The following is a 21,537-nucleotide window of genomic DNA, read 5'->3' on the forward strand; positions in this document are numbered from 1 at the left end:
GGCATCCCAGCGAAACCATATCGCGATGGGCTATGCGCATCGCCATGGTCTTGTTCGTAGTGGTCGGCGCACTGATCGCCTGGCCAGAGTCCGGTGCCAAGATCCTCGTTCCAAGCGATGCCTGGGAAGTGCAAGGAGGATTCTTTCCTGTCGAAGGCGACGCCAGGGACCTTCGTCCCAGCGTCGTCAACAATCCACAAACGCGCTATTGGCGGTCGTGGAGTCCGGGCACCGGCAGCCAGCCAGGTCTGCTGCGGACCAAACCCTTCGTTGCCAAAGGGACCATCGTCGTTCCCTACAACGGTTTCTCGGGTGAGCCCGGGATCAGTACCTATCTGGAGTGCGTGGACAGCGGGCATCGCATATATCTCGCAATGGGGCGCACCAATACGCAATGGTCCGAGGTGTTCCTGAATCCGCCTGCGGATTTTTGCGCAAAAGACCTGCGTATCGTCGCCGAAACCAGCAGCACGCAGAACTACGTCGCGATCGGCACGCCCTATGAAGTCTCAAGGCTGTCGGCATTCAAACAATCCACTCTGCCGACTCTTTGGTTCCTCGTCCTGGCTTGGGCCGTCATCTCAGGCTGGTTCCTGGCATTGACTCAATATGCCTCCAGCAAGCGCTGGGGAATCGACCCGATAGCGGCCGGCCTGATCGGTTTGGGGCTGATCGGCTATATACAGTTCTTTGTCTATTGGTTTTCTCCCCATCTCGGCGCCGTATTGTCATTCTTACTGGTATTGCTCGGCGTCGTTTGGACGGGCCAATACCTGAGTAACCGTGGAGTATTTTCATCGTCGTCGCCACAAATCACTCCGGGCCTTCGATCGGCGGTAGGCCTGTGGCTGCTCGTGGCCATCGCTTTATTAGCTTTGGCGCTTATCGGTGATACCGGTGCCGGGCCATGGGCTTTGAATGGGCGATTCACGCCTGCTCGCTGGTCTACAGACAATCAATTGCCCGGCTTCGTCGCACGAATACTGGTCTCGGGTAACCACAAGGATCTCGGCGACTTTTCGCAATGGACCATTGCAGATCGTCCGCCACTCGCTTATGGCTGGCATGCGACGTTGCATGGGGTATTGCAACGCCTCACCAAAGGTAACGACGGCCAACATTTCTTCTACCTCTATCAACTCGCGACCGGCGTCGTACTCAACACATCATGGGTGGCCCTCTTCGGCCTACTGATTCCAAGACTCGGCCTGTCCCGTTTCAAATCGCTGCTGGTTATAGCAGTCGCCACGCTATGTCCGTTCTTTATCTTCAACAGCCTGTTCATCTGGCCGAAGCTGCTCAGTGGAACATTCACGCTGATGGCCGCATGGATGCTGCTCGGCATGGATCGCGCAGCGCCACCTCTGCGGAACGACAATCGTGGACTGGGTGCTGCCGCTGCCCTTTGCGCCCTGGGTCTACTGACACATGGTGGCAGTGCATTCGGAATTATCGCGGTCATCGGCCTGACGGCGTTTTACCGCGGGATGCCTTCGCTCAAAGGGGGATTTGCCGCCGCCGTCGTAGCTATCGCCATCATGCTCCCCTGGAGCCTCTGGCAATCTCATATCCAGCCTCCGGGCAACGCTCTGGTCAAGTTCGCATTTGCAGGGACATTTGGCTTCGGCGAAGAAAAAATGGGCGTGCTCGACACCATCATCCGCAGCTACCACGGCCTAAGCCTTGACGCATGGTTAGTCAAAAAGCGCGATGGTCTGCTTAGCTTGTTGTTCGGCATTCGCAACACCTGTGGTCTCAACGAAATGGGTACGAGCTACTCATTCATTGATCGCTGGCGGGCGTCCGATTTCTACAGCGTCATGCCTTCCCTGAACTTCCTGCTGCTGGGTTTTGGTGCCGTGGCTATTGGCAAGATCCGGCGTCCTGACGACTACATTCTCCAAAGTTGCGTCAAACTGATCTTGTTCGCTCTTGTCGGTATAGCGCTTAGCCTGGTGACCACGTGGGATTGTTACATCAATCATCACCAGTCCTACCAAGCGCTCATCGCGCTTCACTTGGGCCTGATCGTCGCGCTGCTCGGAGCCGGAAGGCTTGGATGGGCAGTGCTTGCCCTCAATGCGCTATATGGGTTCGTGGTTTGGGGGTTCGAGCCACTCAATCACTTTCCACGCTTCGACTACGTCGCCATCATGTCGCTGACGATATGCATCGCTGTATGGGTGCGAATGCTGCTTGCATCTCGTAGAGCCGAACTGGGGCCGTTGCGTTGAAAAAATTTGCTTATTTCGCGGTAGCCGGAGGCATCGCAGCGCTATTCAACTTTGTTTCTCGAATAGCGCTGAGCCAGATCTTCACGTATCCCGTGTCAATCGTTATTGCTTATCTGATTGGCATGGTCACCGCATTCCTTCTGAATCGCGCCTTTGTATTTCCCGAGGGCAACGAAAGCGTTCACAAGCAGGTTGGCTGGTTCGTCGCAATCAACGCATTAGCTGTACTTCAAACTCTGGGGATCAGTCTTCTATTGGCGAAATGGGTCTTTCCGACAATCAATTTTTCTTTTCATCCGGAAATGGTCGCGCATGCCGTTGGCATTGTCGTGCCGATATTCTCAAGCTACATCGGGCACAAGAAGTTTACGTTTCGCACCAAGTGATGCATCTACAGAGGCCCGCTTTATAGCGGGCCCGTACGTGAACCATAGATACTAACTATTTCTTGCGTACATTCATTACGCCCAGACTGAACCAATCGCACCACAACACCCCATTTCCTTCATCGACTTCGATTTTCATACGAAGCGCATCTTTCAGGTCAATATGGATGGAACCCTCATAGTTACGGTCGACCATGAATCGACGGAGGGGCCTGCCATTGAGTGTTCAACTGACCTGCGCGACACCGACCCGCGGATTGCCGGCGCACTCTTTTACGCTGCTGAAATCTTCAATGTATGGCGACAAAGAAAGTCACGCCAGTGACGCCGTATCGAACTCCGATGAGAGTCCGGTTATTACAAGTGACCTCAACGATAAGGTACTGAACTCTCGTCGGATGCCGCAAATAGATCAACTGTAAAGATCGCAACCAGAAACTATCGTCTTGCTCAATCCATGCGAGTAGCGGCTAATGAGTGCCCGGTATATGTCGACCTTGGCTGGATCTTTTTCGGACTGATTGGGGCATACGATCAAAGCTCCAAACTTGGCGTCACCAAACGCTCGACCGGAATCGAGTACGAGCTTGAATTCTTCGGCTGGCAGCCAATCGGGCATCATCAGTGCCTTTCGCGAGGAGTAATAGGGCAGAGTCGAAGCCCAATCCATCCCGAAGATCAGTAACGTACTCCCCTCCCCGGTGTGTCCATCAATGAATTTGGCGAGCTGCATCTCGCGCCCGGCCGCCATATCCTCACGAATCAGCGGCAAATAATGCTCCGACACCCATGACCATGAAATTATGCATAGTGCCAACGCCAGCACTGGGGCGAAATATTGACCGAATCGCGATGATTTCTCCATGACGACCCATACCGCCAAGCCCAGTAGCGAGGTGGCGAATACGACGTTCGCGTATTGATAATAATCGTGAACGAGATGCAGGTTGGTGAACACCAGGAATGGCGCCAAGTACGCAACCATTAAAAGCAACCCCGCTTGATATGAACGCCTATCTGCCAAGACCACAATGGTCGCCGCTAGCATGACCCAGGGCGAGCCAAGACCATCCTGCAGCGACCGGCCAAAAACCACACCCGTCCAGAATGCTGGATCCATGCGCTGGGCCGTAGTGCCGAAATTAAATGCATTTAAGTATGGCGACGTTATGTGGGTACCCCAAATGGTCTGAGACTTCAGCTCATCGGCCTGGAGCAACCACAACTTCAACACAATCAACGAAGCAGCCACAATCAGTCCGGACACCACCGCAAGCTTCATATTTTGCTTCAGCCTGACGAACTGCGTGTCCTGAGCGAAATAAATAATCAATGCCCCGCAAGCAAAAATTGCAAAACCAAAAAATGTAGTGATTTTGACCAGGGCCGCGATGCATGCGGCCGCTAATGCAATCAGTGGCCATATAAGACGTGGGCGTTCCACGTACTTTGCCAGCGCCCATACGAACGCCAGACTGAAGAACACTGCCGTCGACTCGATCATCACTCCTCTGCTCCAAAAGAGCATCAGCGGTGAAATCAGCAAGGTACTCGCACAGATTAACGCCAGTTTTTTATCGCGGCCACCCAGCATGGCTATAAGATAAACCAGCACCGCGGAGCCTAAAAAGAACAGAAGATTGAGTACACGCCCTACATGATCGATAACGGCAACCGGAGCGCTGCCGGCAATCTTGGCGATCAGCCATTGATAAAGGGGAAATTCGAATGGGATCGACCAGGGGTATCCAAGAACAGGCGTCTGATAAGCAAATGTCGACCCCTCCCTGGCCAGCCAATATGCCGATATGGCCGTCTGTGTTTGTCGAAAGCCATGATGCGAGTCCAGGATCGGCTGCGACCAGCTTGCAGCAAGCAGATATCCAGCCACTACCAATCCATAGGCCATGAATAAATATCCCGGCGTTAGGAATTTACTATATTTCATGGCGCCCCCTATTTCACGGCAAGGATTATAGCCTGCAATAGATGCTGCCATGCTGATATATTCGAAAAATACATAATGCGCGAATACAAAGCGTAATACAGACACCGAATATCGAAATAGCGCCGTTGGCGAATTTAATGTTAGGCCATTAAGCGCAATGACCTAGCTGGCCTATCCTCATGAAGTCACTTGCAGCAAGGCTATCGCCATTAAGCCTGAAAGATCTCTGCGCCCTGGCCGTTGAAAAGGCAAAGGCGTAATGCGACGCAATACCGACAAGGAAGGGCATAGCCGAGCAGCCATAGACTCACCCACCCATGAGCCAAGCGGGCGCACCGGGCTTCATTTTTCAACGCCAGGCATTTCTCGCCTGTTGGCGCGAGCCCAACGCTTTACAGACGCTGCCTGAATTGAAGACCCGCGATCAAGGTGCCCACCAGCAGGCAATGAAAGTGTTTTCAGTGTAGGCCCAGTGCGGCCGGACTCAAGCCCAAGGCATATCGTAAGCCGGCTTACCGTAGACGATCACATCCTGGTGATCCGCCCATGCTCGCTCGCTGTAGGAAAACACCCGAATGCCATCGATGGCTTCCAACATACGCATCATCGCGTGTGGTCGCGCCATGGAAATGCCGTAATTGCCCGGCACGTAATCGTGGGACTCTTCCTGCACGTAGTCGCTATAGCCGTAACCATGCGTACGATAACCCTCCATGACGGTCTCCCAACGATCCGCGCCGAGGTAGGGTGCACGGCGATTCACGTGCTCGCTCCAGCGCCCGTGCATCGTTGCCACGACGATGCCGTTAGGGGTCAGAAAGCGCGCTAGATGCGCCAGCCATTTGGCACTCTGAGACGCTGAAATATGGGTAAACAGCGAACCCACCCAAATCAAATCGAACTGAGTCCCGAAATCGACTTCCGTCAGCTCGGGCTTTGAAACCACCGGCACCGCGTTGAATCGTTTTGCACAATAGTCAACGCCGTCAGTATCAAGGTCACAAGCGTGAAATTTGGCGTGTGGAAACATCCGCACCAAATGCCGCATGACTCGGCCGTGGCCGCATGGCAAGTCCAGCACGCTATCGACTCGATGAACGTAGCTGGACATGATGCCGGCGAGAATCACTTCAACTGCGCTTCGCCCAACCTCGAAATACCACTGGTTATTCATCGCGTCTTTGGCAGACACCACCTGATCCACAGGATGCGAATTGTAGTCGCTGACGAACTTTCCAATTAATTCGAGGTTATACATAGACGATCCTTAGTCAGTTGGGATTAGGCCTTACGCTTCAACACAAAACAGGCCTGGTCGTACTTGGTGCCATCAAAGTAGCCGGAGACGAATTCGAAACTGTCGCCGAACTGAGTCCGCGCGTACTGCTCGGGAATCCAGGTTTCGCCGTAGAAACTCGCATCGCGCGGGCCACCGCCACCAACGCCATTGGACGAACCATGCACAATCTGGCCTTTGCGATATTGAGCCCGCACAGCACCCAGATCCGGAAACAACTGACCCAATGCGCTGATATACGGGGACACCGATGCATCCTGAGTTTTGGCCCAGGCACAAAAATCAAAAAAGGATTCGTGGCGCGTCGTGAAGGCGACGATACCGCCCGGCCTTAGAATGCGCGCGAACTCCTGCATCCAGGCCTGGCAAGCGACCTCGGACAGATGTGAGAACACCGAATAGGCGTACACCAGGTCGAAGGAAGCATCTGCGTAATCGGCCGGCGGAAACGGTGTGCAGATCTGGAAATTGTCCGACTTGAACAAGCCACGAGTAATTTCGACGAACGAAGGATCGACATCGACGCCATGGATGTTGCGAGCACTCAAGTGCTCCATGAAGACCCGCGAGATGCGACCCCAACCGAAACCGAAGTCCAACGCCCTGGTTTCTTGGTTAAGCGCCAGGCCGACCTTATTCGCTCCGTCGACGACGTTTTCATAAAACGCATAGGCTTGGCGAATCGCCGCCTCCGAAGAAAGTCCCGTCGTGTTGCGCTGCAGCTCCTCAGGTGGGAAATCAGGCAACTTTTCGCCCAGTGGACTGGCCTGTTCTGAGTTCAGACTCCGAATCAAGGTATCTAACCATGCGCCATCAAGCACGCCAGGGTTGTTCGCTTTGCCACTGATTTGATCCATGGAATTTCTCTTCTGTGCTAAATGGATTGCAGCGCTCGCCAAGTTCGGCCCAGACCTTCACGCAGCGACACTTTCGGGGACCAGTCGAAGCATTTACGGGCTGCGCTAATGTCGAGCACGATCTTCGACACATCGAAGGCGCGGCTTTGCTGATACTCAATCGGCAAAGGTCGTCCCGTCAACTCTCGCACGAGTGCACAAAGCTCATTCAAGGACTGCCCGATGCCGCTGCCTGCGTTATATATGCCGCATTCGTTGCTGGCGCCTGCCTTGATAGCCAGCGCAACCAGGTCCTCAATATATAAATAGTCACGAACGACTTCGCCATCGCCCCAGATACTGACGCCCTGATCGGCCAATGCCTTACCGAGGAAGACTCCGATCGCACCCTGCATGCCGGACGTGGATTGACGCGGCCCATAGGGATTCGATGGACGCAGAATAAGCGGATCGAGTACGCCAAGCTGCTGGTACATCATCAGATAGTTCTCGATCGCGACCTTGACCACGCCATAAGACGAAATAGGCCGCAACGGATGGCCCTCATCCACCGGGACTCGCTCGGGATTGCCGTAGACGGTACCGCCGGAAGAGAAGAACACGATCCGCCGCACGCCCGCCGTTGCCATAGCCGCAACCAGATTCAGGCTGCCCACCAGATTGCTGCTGACATCGTGTACCGGATCGCGGTTGGATGTGCCCGGCACGGTCGAACTGGCCAAGTGGTAAACGCGCTCGACGCCATCTAGTGCATTAGCCAGGGTATCGGCTTCATCGAGTCCGCCGATACGGTAATCGACATCGTGCCAGTCGACATCGGTACGCGGTGGCGTACGGTCAAGTACACGTACGGCGAAACCGGACTCACGCAGTCCTTCGACAAGACTGGAGCCCAGGAAACCATTGCCGCCAATCACCAGAACGCTCATGCCTCAGCTAGCCTCCACGTCATGTTCGGCCAGCCCCAGGTGCACCCTCAGCGAACGCGTATAGGCAGCGGCGGCCGAACGCGTTGAGGTGTCCAGTTTGAACATATCTTGCGCAGCACGTTGCGCCCGCACCACTTCATCATAGTGTTGCCGAGCAGCGGAGCCCAACGTAACACTGGCAGCATGGCGCCGATGCTGGTTGCAGGAGCTGGCCTCGAACGCCAACTTACCCTTCTGCAACAGCCTCAGATAGACAATCCAGTCTCCCGCAATACGGTAATTGGCGATCTCATCAATATGCTCTCGCAATACCTTCAGCAGCGGTTGGCGCCGGAACAACACCGCGCTGACATTGGGCAGCGTATTCTTTACGGCGAGCCCGGCGGTAACCTCGGCATGACCGTCCGCAACGTAGTTCTTCAGCCAGCGGGTGCGGTTGAGGTCATCGGTATAGGCCAGATAGTCAGGAGCCAGCACCTGCCCGTATTCATCGATCTGCTCCGATTGTGCATAGCCCAGCACTGCATCAGGGTTGGTTTGCATCAACCGGGTCAGGCGCTCCAAAAACTCGGGTTTGGAGAGATCGTCGGCCTCGGCAATCCATACATAGTCGCCGCGGGCCAATTCGACACCCTTCAGCCACTGCCGGAACACGGAGCCGCTGTTGCTCTCATTGGCGATGATCGTCGGCTCGGGGCTGATCTTGCTGCGCAATTGCTGCAACGTCGCCAGGCTGTCATCGCTAGATGCGTCATCGAGCACGATGATCTCGTAGATCGGCAGACTCTGCCCGGAAATCGACGAAAGCCGCTCCTGCATATAGTGCGCGTAATTGTAGTTGGGTACGACTACGGACACGCGTGGCAGACCTAACTCGCCAAGATGCAGCAAGTCCATGACGTAAGAGCGGAAAGAGAATGACGAATCGATCAACATCGCGCCAGCGCTGCCGAGGCGTTTACGCAAAGCATCGTCGCCCACAATGCGCGTAAGCGCATCCGCAAAAGCTTCGACATCGAACGCAGGAACAACCAGACCGCCCGTTTCGCCGACCAGATCAGCGCCGCCACCGGTACCTTTAAAGGCAACCACAGGCGTACCTACTGAAAGACTTTCCAGCACCACCGACGGAAATGGATCTTCACGTGATGCCAGTGCATAGACGTCAGCCCCGGCATAGTAATCGTCGGTATCGAAATCAAGCCCCATGAAATGGAAGTGCGATTCGCATTTGCCGGCACGCAATATCGCTGCGACTTCGTCTTCGACGCCAACGTCGCGATGACCCACCCAGACAAAATGCAGATCGGGATTGTGTTCGCAGCATCGCGCTGCTGCCTTGGCCAACAGGTCGACACCCTTGCGACGATCGGCATAGCCCACCGACAACACAAGCTTAGCCTGCTCCGGCAAAGCCAGCCGCTCGCGCAGACGCCGGCGTATCGCGCCCAATTCGGTCAGCCCACGATAACGGCTACGTGTAAACAGACCCTGCGGGCGCGTCACCAGCGTCGCCCGCATATCTTGCTCGCTAACGAATTCGTTCAAACCATGCTTTACTGCCGCCGCCGCGACAACGACATGTCCGGCATTCTGCGCAATCGAACGTACAGCCTCTTCCAGCCCATATTGGCGAATCACACCGGGCAGCTCGTGCACCAGGGAAATGATCCTCAGCCCCGCATCGTGCAAGGGGGGCACGATACGACCCGCTACCGCCGTGTTGGCGATCACCAGGTCGAACCCTTGCTTATGCAGTCTCTTGGCGAGACCTGAGATGTTCTCGCCGGTTTCATAAAGCTTATGGATCTTGGCCAGCTTGGCGAAATCGGCCTCGAGCGGGCCGCTACCCAGCAGCAGCACTTCGACTTCGACACCAATACCCTGAATCAACTCACGCACCAGATTCAGCGCCAAATATTGCGCGCCATGAGGGTGGGCATCATGTGAAACAACCAATACTTTGCGCTTAGCCGTATCCCCACTAAGCGCATCGCGCGTGGCTTGCAGATAGGCATAGCCGTAGCGGCGGTCCGGCTCTAAATGTGCGCCCTCAGCCCACTCGTTCCACGCATTGATGAAAACCACGCTCTCGCCGGATACCGGATGGCTACGCGCATAGGCAACGGAATGTTCCAGCCATTCGCGATAACGCGCCGGCGTTGAGTGGGCAAAGGTATAGCCCTTACCGAATTTGCGAGCTTCGTTGTCCCAGCGAGGCGTGACCCCTTTGAACAACGGGTACTCCGGCACCGGCCAGCTCTTGCCACTCTCGACCAGATCGCCATAGTCAACGATGTAGCCGGAATATCTGGGATTGATGATGTCGAGTGTGTGATTGATCGGGCGCAGCCCGCTGGCCAACTTATGCGGCGGAAATTCGAGTGCGGCGTCGAAACCCCAGGGGCGCGGATCATCGACATCGAACTGAACCATCGCTAGAAACACCTCGCCCACGCCCTCTTCTCGGCAGTACTCCCGCCAGGTCTCAAGCGTGCCCTGACAATCGGGCAGCAATGAAGGCCGATAGACAATCAACAGAGGGCGGCCGTCAATGCGTATATAGCGTGCATCGCGCAGATAAGGCAGCGCATCGCGGATGAAGTTGAGATCGTTGTCGTGCGTGTAGTTCTGACCCAGCAGAACGTCGTCGTCGAGCCCATCCCACCGGCGCGTCCAGTTCTCATTCGCCCAGCACAGACAGAATGGCAGCTCGATATCCGGGTTGGCGATCAACTGATCAAGCGGACGCTCGAGCAACCGTCGGCCGGAAAACCAATAGTGGTGAAAGCAAAAGCCGTGGACGCCATAGAGCTTCGCCAGCTCCGCTTGTCTACGCATGACATCGACCACACGCAAATCATAGAAACCCAGCTCACCGGGTAAACGGGGCTGATGATGGCCGACGTACTGCGGCAGCGCCCTGGATACGTTGGTCCATTCGGTGAAGCCGCGGCCCCACCATTCGTCGTTCTCGGCGATCGGATGAAACTGCGGCAGATAAAAAGCGATAGCCTTTACCGCCAACTGGGTTGGCGCGGTTAACTGCGAAGGTAGCGCCACATAGTCTGGGCCATGCGCGGTCTGTGACTGCGCCCGCAAGTCGTCGAGGCAGCGCTCGAGCACGGTTTGCTCGGCTGGCGTCGTAGTGCCCTTTTCGTCATCAACGAGTGTCAGGCCCTGGCCAGCGCCGAAAACTCGCCAGCGCCGATACGCATTGGTTCTCTCGAAGATAGGCCGGCAGTTGCGAAACAACCAGTTTTTAATCGCCAGCCGATGTTTCCACCCGAACGGCATTCGACGATAGGACGCTTGCAACATTCGGCCAGTCCATGACCGCACCTTACCCATGACCTCTCCCGAACCTGCGTCGGAATATCCAGCGCAAAGGCTTAGTGATGCGCCAACTCAGCGAATTCATCACCTCAGCCAACTCGTCTTTTCGTTGCTTCAGATCCTGTTGCAACGAAGCCTCGTGCAGATGTGCGGCATCTAGCTCGACATGCAGACGGTCGAGCACGGTAAACGACTCTGAGCCCTGTCCCGATAGCGCTTTGAGGTAGGTGACGTGCTCGACGAGGGTAGCGATCTGCGGCTGCAACTCCGGAAAAACACCATCGCGAACAGCGATAGTATCTTTGAGGTGAGCAATCAACTCCTCGCGACCGGCTGCTTGCCTATTGTGATTGGCCAGTTCGGCATCGCGGTCGGCAATGCCTTGATTGAGATGGCCGACGAGTACTTGGTGTTTCTGCAGCTCTTGCGTGTAATGTGCGATCTGGCCATCCCGATCGACGATGCCGGCAGATAGCATTTCCGCGTCGTCTGCGTAGCGGATACCATCGGCCAGACTTTCAAACAGCCGATTGACCACGGTAGAAGGCTCACCCGACTCGACCGCAACCAAGCGGCGCACTGACTCGGGCAGATCGCTACCGACCAACAGCACACCAAGGCCATGAGTGTGGTGAAACTCGAACGAAGGATACTGCTGAGAGATCTCGGCCCATAGTCGCCATACGCCGAAGTTACGCTCACGTACCATCGTGTCGTGGAACAAGATGACGCCGCGCTTGGACAACTTCGGAAGCCAGCTATCGAAGTCGTGCTTGACCGCCTCGTAGGTATGCAAGCCATCGATATGCAGCAGGTCAACGGAACCATCATCGAAGCAGGCACGCGCCTCATCGAAAGTCATGCGCAATAGTTGCGAGAAACCGGCGTAATGCTTCTGGTGATATTGCCAGAGCGTATTGAATACATCCTCACCGTAGTGTCCCGCATGATCGTCGCCCTGCCATGTGTCGACCGCGAAACAGGCAGTGGCCAATGCGTTCTGCTTTACCGCCTGACAAAATGCCAGATAGGAAGCGCCATTGTGCGTGCCCAGCTCAACCAGGATTCCCGGTTTGAGCTCTTCGACCAACCATGCTGCGAACGGAATGTGGCCTACCCATGCGCTTTGCGGCAATTTGGCCGGCCGTATGCACATGCTTGCATTGAGATCGAGCATCGTCATGGTTATGCACTCGTATGCAGACGGCCCGCGATTCGCATCGCGGCTTGGAACGCGCGAGCCCGCAGGCCGACTCGCGACTTGCGAAACACGCCTACGGTATCGCCCCAGTCACGGCTACCTGGATCGGGATGCGGCTCCCAATCCGTCGTCACCTCGACCAGCTCACAAGAGCCGAACTTGGCAAGCGCACGATAGCCGTCAGGATAGAATCGCCAGCAATCTTGCGGGTAACGGTGCTCAGGGCCGCGCGAAGGCGCGATCAGGAAGATCATGCCACCTGGTTTCAGCACGCGGACCATCTCCAGCCAGCTCATCCAGAAGTACTCGACATGCTCGAAAGCTTGCCCGGAGACCACCAGATCGACCGAGCCCGAGGCGAACGGCAACCGGTAAGGCGACGACAGCACAATATCCACCCCGGGGCCCGCCTCCAGATCAATCCCCTGATAGGACCACTTGGCGTTGCCGAACAAAGTACGGTAAGAGCCATTGACGTCATAGGAACCGATGTCGACGACCGATAGCGACCGTTGCGTATCCAGGTAGCGGGCGACTAGATCCTGCATGTGTTGATAAGAACTGACGTGCACTTAAACGCTCCAGATAACAGGGCACTTCCGGCGCCCGCATAAGTTGCCGGGGAAAATCGGGGAAAATCGGGCGTTAGCGCCGCTCACGGCACGCTTCGCCTGACGTCAAGCTTGATATCGCGAAATGGAATGCCGACCAGCCCGGTCGACACACTTGAGGTGTGCGACTCGACCACCAGCCCATCATGCACCCAGTCAGCTTGCTCGTGCTCATGGTAGGTCCCATCCGCGACGGCGATGTCGAAGGAGTAGTGGCCCTGCGGCAAGATCGGCATCGCAAACTCAAAACTGGCCGTCAGCACCTCGCCAGCGCCGATACTGACTGGCTCGTGTTGATAGCTGAGATAGGTATTGTCGCCGAACAGCGGCTGACCAAGGCGGTCCTTGAGGAAGAAGCCTACGATAGGTTGCTCCAGAGCACGGTGCACGCTGACATCGACCACCAGCCGCACCACTTCGCCCCCTACGATCCAGGGCATGGGATTACCGCTCGTATCGGTCAGCTTGGCCGAAGTAATCGTGGCGGCACCATTACCGAAACCCGCACGTTCGGGATCGAAACGAAAAACCTCAATGTCGTTACGCAAGGCCGTGGCGTTGATACGCTCAGCACGGAAGTCCGGCCGAGCTGGTTCATTGACGGCTTCCAGGCGCTGGCTGACGGCCGGCTTGACTGCTTGGTTGTAAGTACTGGCGTGATAGGCCTCGCAGACGCTCTTGGCATCACCGACCATACGTAGCTGGCCCGACTCGAGCAGAACCGCACGCTCGCATAAATTGACTATGGCTGTCGCGTCGTGGCTGACGAAAATGACCGTGCCGGTCTCTTTGAACTTGCGCAGGAAGCGCATACATTTCTGACCGAAAAACACATCGCCAACAGACAACGCCTCGTCGATCACCAAGATATCGGCGTCGGCGTGCGCGATGACAGCAAACGCCAGCCTGACATACATGCCACTGGAATAAGTCTTTACGGGCTGCTCGACAAAGTCACCGATGTCGGCGAAAGCGACGATGTCGTCAAACCGCTGCTCAACCTGCTCGTGAGTGAGACCAAGCACCACGCCGCTCATATAGACGTTCTCGCGCCCGGTGAACTCGGGGTTGAATCCAGCGCCCAACTCCAGCAACGCCGCAACGCGGCCGTTGACATCGACACTTCCGCTGGTCGGCGTGAGCGTTCCGCAGATGGTCTGCAGCAACGTCGACTTGCCCGAACCATTGCGACCGATAATGCCAACCGTCTCGCCCTTACGAATTTCCAGCGATACGTTCTTGAGCGCCCAAAATTCCTTGAAATACGCACGGGGCGCCTTTCCGATCAGACGCCGCAGGCGCGGGAACACTGACTGCTTGAGGCGATCTTCAGGCCGTGCATAGACTTGGTAGCATTTTGAGACCGCGTCCACACGAATCGCGACCTCCGAGCTGAGGTTGTCGTCGGCGAGAAGTGCCTGGCCGGCACTATTTTCGGAGACAGTCACATTGCGGCTCTCAGACGACATCGGCGAAACCATTACGTGTTCGCTGAAACCACCAGAATCCCAGCCACGCGAAAATCACCGCCAACGCCGAATAGACTGCCAATCCAGACCAATCGGGCAAGTTACCTGCGATAAGCACCGCGCGCCCCTGTTCGATGATGAAAGTGAGCGGATTGAGCAGAATGAATCGGCGAAAATCAGCAGGCAGCGCAGACAGTGGGTAGAACACTGGCGCCAGGAACATCAGCGCAGTGGTGAACAAGCCGGTGATCATCCCGATATCGCGGACATACACCGAAGTTGCAGCCAGCAGCCAACCGAAGCCCATCGCCACGAACACCAGCGGCAGCATCACCACCGGGAACAGCACGGCGGTCCACGGAACCTCGTGGCCGAGAACGAATTGCGCCAGCAACAGCACCATGAAGCTGATCAAGGCATGAAACAGCGCCGAGCCAATCGCAACCCACGGCAACACCTCAAGCGGAAAAACTACGCGCTTGACGTAACTGACGTTACCGAGCACGAGTCCCGGTGCCTTGATGATGCACTCCGCCAGCAGTCCGTGGATGATCACGCCAACAAACAAGATCGCGGCGAAACTAGCGCGCGTGGCATCTGCGGCGCCCCCCCAGCGCGCTTTGAAGATGGTCGAGAAAACAAAGGTGTAGATCGCCAGCATCAGCAAGGGATTAAAAAACGACCACGCCAAGCCGATCAGTGAGCCACGATAGCGGCTGATCACGTCACGTTTAGTCATCTGTACGATCAATTGATGATTGCGACTCAGGCTGGCGAACATCTCCGAGAGGTTTGAACGGTGCCTGGAATGCGGATTCATCGTTGCACCTCTATCGATAGCTGCTCGTAGTCTCCAACGTAGTAAGGCACCGATGCCTCGACCGGGCCGATCAGGTTCGATCCACGCCGCCTCAAGCCAACGCACCCTCTAGTGCGGTCCGCAAATCCTCTACGTTCTCGATACCGACGCTGAGGCGCACCAGATTGTCCGTGATGCCCAGCGCGGCGCGGCGTGCCGGCGGAATCGACGCATGCGTCATCGTCGCCGGATGGTTGATCAGGCTTTCGACGCCACCCAGTGATTCGGCAATCGAAAACAGTTCGCAGCGCTCCATCATGCGGCGAGCACCGTCGAGGCCACCCTTGACGAAAATAGTGACCATGCCGCCAAAACCATCCATCTGCCGCTTTGCCAACTCGTGCTGCGGATGCGATTTCAGACCTGGGTAGGCCACCTTCTCGATCGACGGATGCGACTGCAGCCACTCGGCCAGTACTTGCGCGTTATCACAGTGCGCTTTCATGCGCAGATGCAGGGTCTTGAGTCCGCGCAACGCAAGAAAGCTATCGAATGGCCCCTGCACACTGCCGATGGCGTTCTGCAGGAAAGTCATCTGCTCGGCCAACGCGGTGTCGTCGCCAACGACGGCGATACCGCCGACGATATCGGAATGGCCATTGAGGTATTTGGTCGCCGAGTGCATGACCATGTGTGCGCCCAGTTCGAGCGGACGTTGCAGAATCGGCGAGCTGAAGGTGTTGTCGACGACAACGGTCAGCCCCCGCTTGCGCGCAATGGCCGATATTTGCTCGATATCGACCAGCTTCAGCAGCGGGTTGGTCGGGGTTTCGATCCACACCAGCTTGGTTTCAGGGCGGATTGCAGCCTCGAAAGCGGCGATATCGCTGAGGTCGACCCAACTGAAATCCAGATTCGCAGTACGCCGACGCACACGCTCGAACAAGCGATAGGTACCACCGTAGACGTCGTCCATGGCGATCACATGGCTACCGCTGTCGAGCAACTCCAGGATCGTGGAGGTCGCGGCCATGCCAGAGGCGAATGCGAAACCAGCCGTGCCGCCCTCAAGGCTGGCTACACAACGTTCATAGGCGAAACGAGTCGGGTTGTGGCTGCGGGAGTATTCGAACCCCTGATGCACACCCGGACTGCTCTGAACATAGGTGGATGTAGCGTAAATCGGGGGCATCACAGCGCCGGTGGCCGGATCGGGGTGTTGTCCCCCGTGAATAGCCAAAGTCCCGAGACCCAGCTTCTCTTGCTTCGCACTGGTCTTCATCAAGTCCGCTCAGACCCTGCGAAGAGGGCTGCCTTGTCTGTTGTTAAGGGACGCTATCTTAGCTTTAAATCCAGCACCTTGCCGGCATGACTGACTTGGCGGATTCATGAAACCCTAAGCCTTGGAAGAAACATGCTCCCCATGGTGCCCTGCTCAACTTGGTCGGCAGACCAAAAGCGGGCATTATTATTGGGTTTTTATAGTTTTTTTGCCTTGTTCCCCCATCAAAATGACGGACAGACTCTGATGATCAATACCCAATCCGGGTTGAAGACACTCCTAGTGACAGGTGGCGCAGGCTTTATCGGCGCAAACTTTGTGCTACAGGCGGTAGCTGACGGCCTGAGCGTGATCAATCTGGACAAGCTGACCTATGCCGGCAATCTGGACACGCTTGCTTCGCTGCAAGACAACAAAAACCATGTCTTTGTCCAGGGGGATATCGGCGACCGTGCATTGATTGCCAGGCTGCTGCAGGAACATCGCCCCGACGCCGTCGTCAATTTTGCCGCCGAATCACATGTCGATCGATCGATCGACGGCCCGGCGGCATTCATTGAGACCAATGTCGTGGGCACACTCGGCTTGCTCGAATGCGCCCGCGATTTTTGGCGCGCTCTGGAGCCGGAACGCGCCAAGGCATTCCGATTCCTGCATGTTTCGACTGACGAGGTCTATGGCTCGCTCGGTACTGAAGGCAAATTCACCGAATCAACGCCGTATGCACCAAACTCGCCCTACTCCGCCTCCAAGGCCGCTTCCGACCATCTGGTGCGCGCGTTCCACCACACCTACGGCTTGCCTGTACTCACTACCAATTGCTCGAACAATTACGGCCCGTATCAATTCCCGGAAAAGCTGATTCCGCTGATTATCCAGAAAGCACTATCCGGCGAGCCGCTACCGGTGTACGGCGACGGCCTCAACATCCGCGACTGGCTCCATGTGAGTGACCATTGCGCTGCGATCCGCCGCGTACTCGAAGCCGGCCGCGTGGGGGAAACCTACAACGTCGGCGGCAATGCCGAGCGTGAAAATATCGTGGTGGTCAAAACCATCTGCGCGCTGCTCGATGCCCGCCGCCCCTTGGCGAATGGCCGCAAGCGCGAGTCGTTGATCACCTTCGTCAAAGATCGCCCCGGCCACGACCGCCGTTACGCGATCGACTCCGACAAGCTGCAGAACGAACTCGGCTGGCGCCCCTCGCAAACGTTCGAAACCGGCATGGAACAAACCATCGACTGGTATCTGGCCAATCAGGCCTGGTCCGGTCGCGTACTCGATGGCAGCTACCGTATGGAGCGCCTGGGCTCATGAGCGCACACAAGGGCATCATCCTCGCCGGTGGCTCCGGCACCCGCCTTTATCCGATCACTCATGCGATCAGCAAGCAACTGCTGCCCGTGTACGACAAGCCCATGGTGTACTACCCGCTGGCTACCTTGATGCTGGCCGGTATCCGTCAGGTATTGATGATCAATACGCCGCATGAGCAGGCGCTATTTCAACGCCTGCTTGGCGACGGCTCGCAATGGGGCATCGAGATTACCTACGCCGTGCAGCCGTCACCCGACGGCCTGGCACAAGCTTTTGTAATCGGCCGCGACTTTGTCGGCACCGACCCCAGTTGCCTTGTGCTAGGTGACAACATTTTCTACGGCGTTGGCCTGACAGAGCGCATGAAACGTGCCGTAGCACGCGAACAGGGTGCGACCGTGTTTGGTTATTGGGTGCGGGATCCTGAGCGTTATGGCGTGGCCGAATTCGACACTCACGGCAAAGTGATCGGGCTCGAAGAAAAGCCTGCCAAACCCAAATCCAACTATGCCGTTACCGGGCTGTACTTCTACGACGGGCGCGCTTGCGACTATGCCGCGTCGCTCACACCATCCGCTCGCGGCGAGCTGGAAATCACCGACCTTAACCGCTGCTATCTGCAGGACAACTCTTTGCATCTGGAGCAACTCGGGCGCGGCTATGCGTGGCTTGACACCGGCACGCACGAGTCGCTGATGGAAGCCGGCAACTTCATTCAAACCATTGAGCATCGCCAGGGTCTGAAGATTTGCTGCCCCGAAGAGATTGCCTATTTAAGTGGCTGGATTGATGCCGAACAGCTATTACGTCTCGCGGCTCCGTTGGCCAAGACCGGCTATGGCCAATACCTGCGCAATCTGACCGAACAGGGTTACGTGCGATGAAAGTCATTGAAACCTCGCTGCCCGGCGCCGTAGTGATAGAGCCGCAGGTATTCGGCGATGCGCGTGGCTATTTCTACGAGAGCTATAACAAGGCCAAGTACCGCGAAGCCGGCATCACCGCCGATTTCGTCCAGTCCAACGTATCGCGCTCAGCCAAGGGGGTGCTACGCGGCCTGCACTATCAATGGCCAAATCCGCAGGGCAAGTTGGTCAGCGTCCTGGAAGGCGAGGTATACGACGTGGCGGTGGACATCCGCCGTGGCTCGCCAACCTTCGGGCAGTGGGCTGGCGTGATGCTGACTGCCGATAACAAGCGACACTTCTGGATTCCCGAAGGCTTTGCTCACGGCTTCTGCGTGCTCTCCGATTTCGCCACCTTCTCGTACCAATGCACAGCGCTGTACGACCGCGAGGCTGATGCCGGAGTGCGATGGAACGACGCCGATATCGGTATCGACTGGCCGCTGAACAATCCGCTGCTTTCGGACAAAGACGAAAAGGCCCCCCTGCTAAAAGACGTAAGCGCACATCGCCTGCCGGAGCTTAAGCGTTGAAGATCTTGCTGTTAGGCGCCAATGGCCAGCTTGGCCGAACCTTTTTGAAGGACGGCGGCCTGGCGAAATACGGCACGCTGATACCTGCCAGCCGTGATGGCAGCCTCATCGATGGCGGCCATGGCGAGGTCGGCGACTTGACTGCGCTAGATAATCTGGTCGCGCTGCTCGATCGGATCGAGCCGGACATCATCGTCAATGCGGCCGCCTATACGGCTGTCGATCGTGCCGAACAGGAAGAGGCACTGGCGACGCTCGTCAATGGCACCGCGATTGGCGCCATCGCCGAATGGGCAGCCAAGCGTGATGCCTTGGTGCTGCATTATTCGACCGACTATGTTTTCGACGGACAAAACCCCCAGCCTTATGCCGTCGAAGCGGCCACGGCTCCGCTTGGCGCTTATGGCCGCAGCAAGCTCGCCGGTGAGCTGGCGCTGAAAGCCAGCGGCGTTAACTACCTCAACTTTCGCACCGCCTGGGTTTATGCCTCTCACGGGCAGAATTTTCTTCGTACCATGCTTCGCCTAGGCGCAGAGCGTGATGAACTGCGTGTAGTCGCCGACCAGCATGGCGCCCCCACCAGCACGAACTTGATCGTACGCGCCAGCCTGGCCGCACTCGATCGCTGGCTGCATGCACCAGCAGAGCAGCAACGCAACATGGTGGGCACACATCATCTGGTCGCCAGTGGCGCGACGACCTGGCATGGCTTCGCTACGGCGATCTTCGATGAAGCTTTAACCCGTGGTCTGCTTGAGCGAAAGCCTCGGGTTCTGGCGATCGGCACGGCTGATTTTCCAACCCCCGCAAAGCGCCCCGCTTATTCGGTATTGGACAACACTGGCTTCAAGCAGCACTTCGGCCTCACCTTGCCCGACTGGCGCGCAGGCCTGAGCGAAGTCATCAACGAACTATCCACCAAGGCAGCCTGAACCAGCCATGTTGATTCCCCTCATTCTCAGCGGCGGCAGCGGCACACGGCTCTGGCCGGTATCGCGCAAGAATCTGCCCAAGCAGTTTCTGTCTCTGACTGGCCAAGGGACTTTGTTCCAACAAACCGTGGCACGCACGCGCCTGCTGCCCGGTGTGGGCGCACCCATCGTCGTGGCCAGCGAAGATCACCGCTTTCTCGCTGCCGAGCAACTGCTTGAATCGGGCATCGAAGGCGCGGCCATCGTGCTTGAGCCAGTGGCGCGCAATACCGCGCCGGCCATCGCGCTGGGCGCATTGCAGGCGATCGCGCGCGATCCGCAAGCACTGCTACTGGTTCTTCCTGCCGATCACTTGATCGGTGATACGGAAAGCTTTACGGATGCGGTGCAACGCGCCCTGCCCGCGGCACAGCAAGGCTGGCTGGTCACCTTCGGCATCCGCCCGGATCGCCCCGAGACGGGCTTTGGCTACATCCGTCGTGCCGAGGCCATCGGGGAAGGCGCGTATCGAGTCGAGCAATTTGTCGAGAAACCCGTTCTGGCTACGGCCAAGTCATACCTTGCCGACGGTAGCTATGACTGGAACTCCGGCATGTTCCTGTTCAAGGCTTCCCGTTACCTCGAAGAGTTGGCCGAGTACGCACCGGCCATGCTAGAGGCCGTCCGCGTAGCGCACGCTTCGGCAACGACCGACCTGGATTTCGTTCGTCTGGATCAGGATGCCTTCGCTAAAGTGCCCGATAATTCCATTGACTACGCAGTCATGGAAAAAACCCAGCGCGCCGCGGTGATTCCGGTAAGTTGCGATTGGAGCGATATCGGCTCTTGGGCTGCCTTGTGGTTAGCAGGCGTTCGTGATGCACAAGGCAATCTGCGTGAAGGCGACACGATTGCCGTCAATACAAAAAACTCTCTGCTCCGTTCACACGATCGCCACCTGCTGGCGACTGTCGGTGTGGACGATCTGATCGTGGTGACCACGCCTGATGCCACCTTGGTGGCACATCGTGATGCCGCCCAGGACGTCAAACGCGTGGTCGATGAACTGAAGGCCGCCGGCCGCAGCGAACATTCATTGCACCGCGTGGTACGCCGCCCCTGGGGCAGCTACGACTCGCTCGAATCGGCCGATCGCTTCCAGGTCAAGCGCATCGTGGTGAAGCCGGGTGCCGCGCTGAGTTTGCAGAAGCATCATCATCGCGCGGAGCACTGGATCGTGGTTTCCGGCACCGCCGAAGTCACCTGCGACGACAAAGTGTTTTTGCTTGGCGAAAATCAGAGCACGTATATCCCGCTGGGCAGCGTGCATCGGTTGCGCAACCCGGGCAAGGTGCCGCTGGAGATCATCGAGGTGCAGTCCGGCAGCTACCTCGGCGAGGACGATATTGTCCGCTTCGAGGACGTCTACGGCCGCTCCTGAACCGCCGTATCGCCCATAAAAACACGCACTTCGGTGCGTGTTTTTTTGGACGTCCATAAAAGGGTAAAGCCGCCCCTCGGT

General features: G+C 57.0%; 17 protein-coding genes. 7 read left to right on the top strand and 10 right to left on the bottom strand.

The window, feature by feature from the left end:
- The first annotated feature begins 32 nt into the window (after positions 1-32).
- A complete protein-coding gene (locus DVJ77_RS17045) occupies positions 33-2,234 on the top strand; it encodes a hypothetical protein (protein ID WP_114846707.1) in 2,202 nt (733 codons plus the stop codon).
- Positions 2,231-2,620: a GtrA family protein gene (locus DVJ77_RS17050; protein ID WP_114846708.1), complete on the top strand. Its 390-nt coding sequence runs from the start codon at positions 2,231-2,233 to the stop codon at positions 2,618-2,620. The genes DVJ77_RS17045 and DVJ77_RS17050 overlap by 4 nt, the downstream gene beginning before the upstream one ends.
- A 412-nt stretch (positions 2,621-3,032) precedes the next feature.
- On the opposite strand, the gene DVJ77_RS17055 is transcribed toward DVJ77_RS17050, so the two are convergent.
- From DVJ77_RS17055 to DVJ77_RS17100, 10 genes are all read right to left on the bottom strand, one after another.
- A complete protein-coding gene (locus DVJ77_RS17055; RefSeq protein WP_114846709.1) occupies positions 3,033-4,673 on the bottom strand; it encodes a phospholipid carrier-dependent glycosyltransferase in 1,641 nt (546 codons plus the stop codon).
- A gap of 379 nt (positions 4,674-5,052) precedes the next feature.
- The gene (locus DVJ77_RS17060) at positions 5,053-5,826 is read right to left on the bottom strand and encodes a class I SAM-dependent methyltransferase (RefSeq protein ID WP_114846710.1); all 774 of its coding nucleotides are present in this window, start codon (positions 5,824-5,826) and stop codon (positions 5,053-5,055) included.
- Between the two features lie 23 nt (positions 5,827-5,849).
- Positions 5,850-6,722, bottom strand: coding sequence for a class I SAM-dependent methyltransferase (locus tag DVJ77_RS17065; RefSeq protein WP_114846711.1), 873 nt, complete (start codon positions 6,720-6,722; stop codon positions 5,850-5,852).
- 17 nt (positions 6,723-6,739) lie between these two features.
- On the bottom strand, positions 6,740-7,651 hold the full coding sequence (locus tag DVJ77_RS17070) for an NAD-dependent epimerase/dehydratase family protein (protein ID WP_114846712.1): 912 nt from the start codon (positions 7,649-7,651) through the stop codon (positions 6,740-6,742).
- Between the two features lie 3 nt (positions 7,652-7,654).
- On the bottom strand, positions 7,655-10,972 hold the full coding sequence (locus DVJ77_RS17075; protein ID WP_114846713.1) for a glycoside hydrolase family 99-like domain-containing protein: 3,318 nt from the start codon (positions 10,970-10,972) through the stop codon (positions 7,655-7,657).
- 22 nt (positions 10,973-10,994) lie between these two features.
- Entirely contained in the window at positions 10,995-12,170 is a 1,176-nt protein-coding gene (locus tag DVJ77_RS17080; RefSeq protein WP_114846714.1) for a class I SAM-dependent methyltransferase, read from the bottom strand.
- 2 nt (positions 12,171-12,172) lie between these two features.
- Positions 12,173-12,760, bottom strand: coding sequence for a methyltransferase domain-containing protein (locus DVJ77_RS17085; RefSeq protein WP_114846715.1), 588 nt, complete (start codon positions 12,758-12,760; stop codon positions 12,173-12,175).
- An 83-nt stretch (positions 12,761-12,843) separates the two neighbouring features.
- Positions 12,844-14,268, bottom strand: coding sequence for an ABC transporter ATP-binding protein (locus DVJ77_RS17090; protein WP_114846753.1), 1,425 nt, complete (start codon positions 14,266-14,268; stop codon positions 12,844-12,846).
- Complete coding sequence (locus DVJ77_RS17095) at positions 14,258-15,088, bottom strand: ABC transporter permease (protein ID WP_114846716.1); 831 nt, start codon at positions 15,086-15,088, stop codon at positions 14,258-14,260. Before DVJ77_RS17095 ends, DVJ77_RS17090 begins: the two co-directional genes overlap by 11 nt.
- A gap of 91 nt (positions 15,089-15,179) precedes the next feature.
- Complete coding sequence (locus DVJ77_RS17100) at positions 15,180-16,349, bottom strand: cystathionine gamma-synthase (protein ID WP_114846717.1); 1,170 nt, start codon at positions 16,347-16,349, stop codon at positions 15,180-15,182.
- Between the two features lie 246 nt (positions 16,350-16,595).
- On the opposite strand from DVJ77_RS17100, the gene rfbB reads away from it, so the two are divergent.
- From rfbB to DVJ77_RS17125, 5 genes are read left to right on the top strand one after another with little or no spacing between them, the layout of a single operon-like run.
- Positions 16,596-17,666 carry a dTDP-glucose 4,6-dehydratase gene (rfbB, locus tag DVJ77_RS17105; protein WP_191983717.1) on the top strand — a complete coding sequence of 357 codons (1,071 nt, stop codon included), beginning with the start codon at positions 16,596-16,598 and terminating at the stop codon, positions 17,664-17,666.
- Positions 17,663-18,550: a glucose-1-phosphate thymidylyltransferase RfbA gene (gene rfbA / locus DVJ77_RS17110; RefSeq protein WP_114846718.1), complete on the top strand. Its 888-nt coding sequence runs from the start codon at positions 17,663-17,665 to the stop codon at positions 18,548-18,550. The genes rfbB and rfbA overlap by 4 nt, the downstream gene beginning before the upstream one ends.
- Positions 18,547-19,104, top strand: a complete 558-nt coding sequence (gene rfbC, locus DVJ77_RS17115; RefSeq protein ID WP_114846719.1) for a dTDP-4-dehydrorhamnose 3,5-epimerase — start codon at positions 18,547-18,549, stop codon at positions 19,102-19,104. The genes rfbA and rfbC overlap by 4 nt, the downstream gene beginning before the upstream one ends.
- A complete protein-coding gene (gene rfbD, locus DVJ77_RS17120; RefSeq protein ID WP_114846720.1) occupies positions 19,101-20,036 on the top strand; it encodes a dTDP-4-dehydrorhamnose reductase in 936 nt (311 codons plus the stop codon). Before rfbC ends, rfbD begins: the two co-directional genes overlap by 4 nt.
- A gap of 7 nt (positions 20,037-20,043) precedes the next feature.
- Positions 20,044-21,456: a mannose-1-phosphate guanylyltransferase/mannose-6-phosphate isomerase gene (locus DVJ77_RS17125; RefSeq protein WP_114846721.1), complete on the top strand. Its 1,413-nt coding sequence runs from the start codon at positions 20,044-20,046 to the stop codon at positions 21,454-21,456.
- The last annotated feature ends 81 nt before the right edge of the window (positions 21,457-21,537 follow it).

It is taken from the genome of Dyella tabacisoli (genome assembly GCF_003350925.1).
Classification (GTDB): domain Bacteria; phylum Pseudomonadota; class Gammaproteobacteria; order Xanthomonadales; family Rhodanobacteraceae; genus Dyella_C; species Dyella_C tabacisoli.

Bases quoted from the DNA above. Each gene is read 5' to 3' on its own strand.
- DVJ77_RS17045 (WP_114846707.1), top strand. From the start codon at position 33: ATGCGCATCGCCATGGTCTTGTTCGTAGTGGTCGGCGCACTGATCGCC.
- DVJ77_RS17060 (WP_114846710.1), bottom strand. From the start codon at position 5,826: ATGTATAACCTCGAATTAATTGGAAAGTTCGTCAGCGACTACAATTCG.
- DVJ77_RS17065 (WP_114846711.1), bottom strand. From the start codon at position 6,722: ATGGATCAAATCAGTGGCAAAGCGAACAACCCTGGCGTGCTTGATGGC.
- DVJ77_RS17070 (WP_114846712.1), bottom strand. From the start codon at position 7,651: ATGAGCGTTCTGGTGATTGGCGGCAATGGTTTCCTGGGCTCCAGTCTT.
- DVJ77_RS17075 (WP_114846713.1), bottom strand. From the start codon at position 10,972: ATGTTGCAAGCGTCCTATCGTCGAATGCCGTTCGGGTGGAAACATCGG.
- DVJ77_RS17080 (WP_114846714.1), bottom strand. From the start codon at position 12,170: ATGACGATGCTCGATCTCAATGCAAGCATGTGCATACGGCCGGCCAAA.
- DVJ77_RS17090 (WP_114846753.1), bottom strand. From the start codon at position 14,268: ATGTCGTCTGAGAGCCGCAATGTGACTGTCTCCGAAAATAGTGCCGGC.
- DVJ77_RS17095 (WP_114846716.1), bottom strand. From the start codon at position 15,088: ATGAATCCGCATTCCAGGCACCGTTCAAACCTCTCGGAGATGTTCGCC.
- DVJ77_RS17100 (WP_114846717.1), bottom strand. From the start codon at position 16,349: ATGAAGACCAGTGCGAAGCAAGAGAAGCTGGGTCTCGGGACTTTGGCT.
- rfbB (WP_191983717.1), top strand. From the start codon at position 16,596: ATGATCAATACCCAATCCGGGTTGAAGACACTCCTAGTGACAGGTGGC.
- rfbA (WP_114846718.1), top strand. From the start codon at position 17,663: ATGAGCGCACACAAGGGCATCATCCTCGCCGGTGGCTCCGGCACCCGC.
- rfbC (WP_114846719.1), top strand. From the start codon at position 18,547: ATGAAAGTCATTGAAACCTCGCTGCCCGGCGCCGTAGTGATAGAGCCG.
- DVJ77_RS17125 (WP_114846721.1), top strand. From the start codon at position 20,044: ATGTTGATTCCCCTCATTCTCAGCGGCGGCAGCGGCACACGGCTCTGG.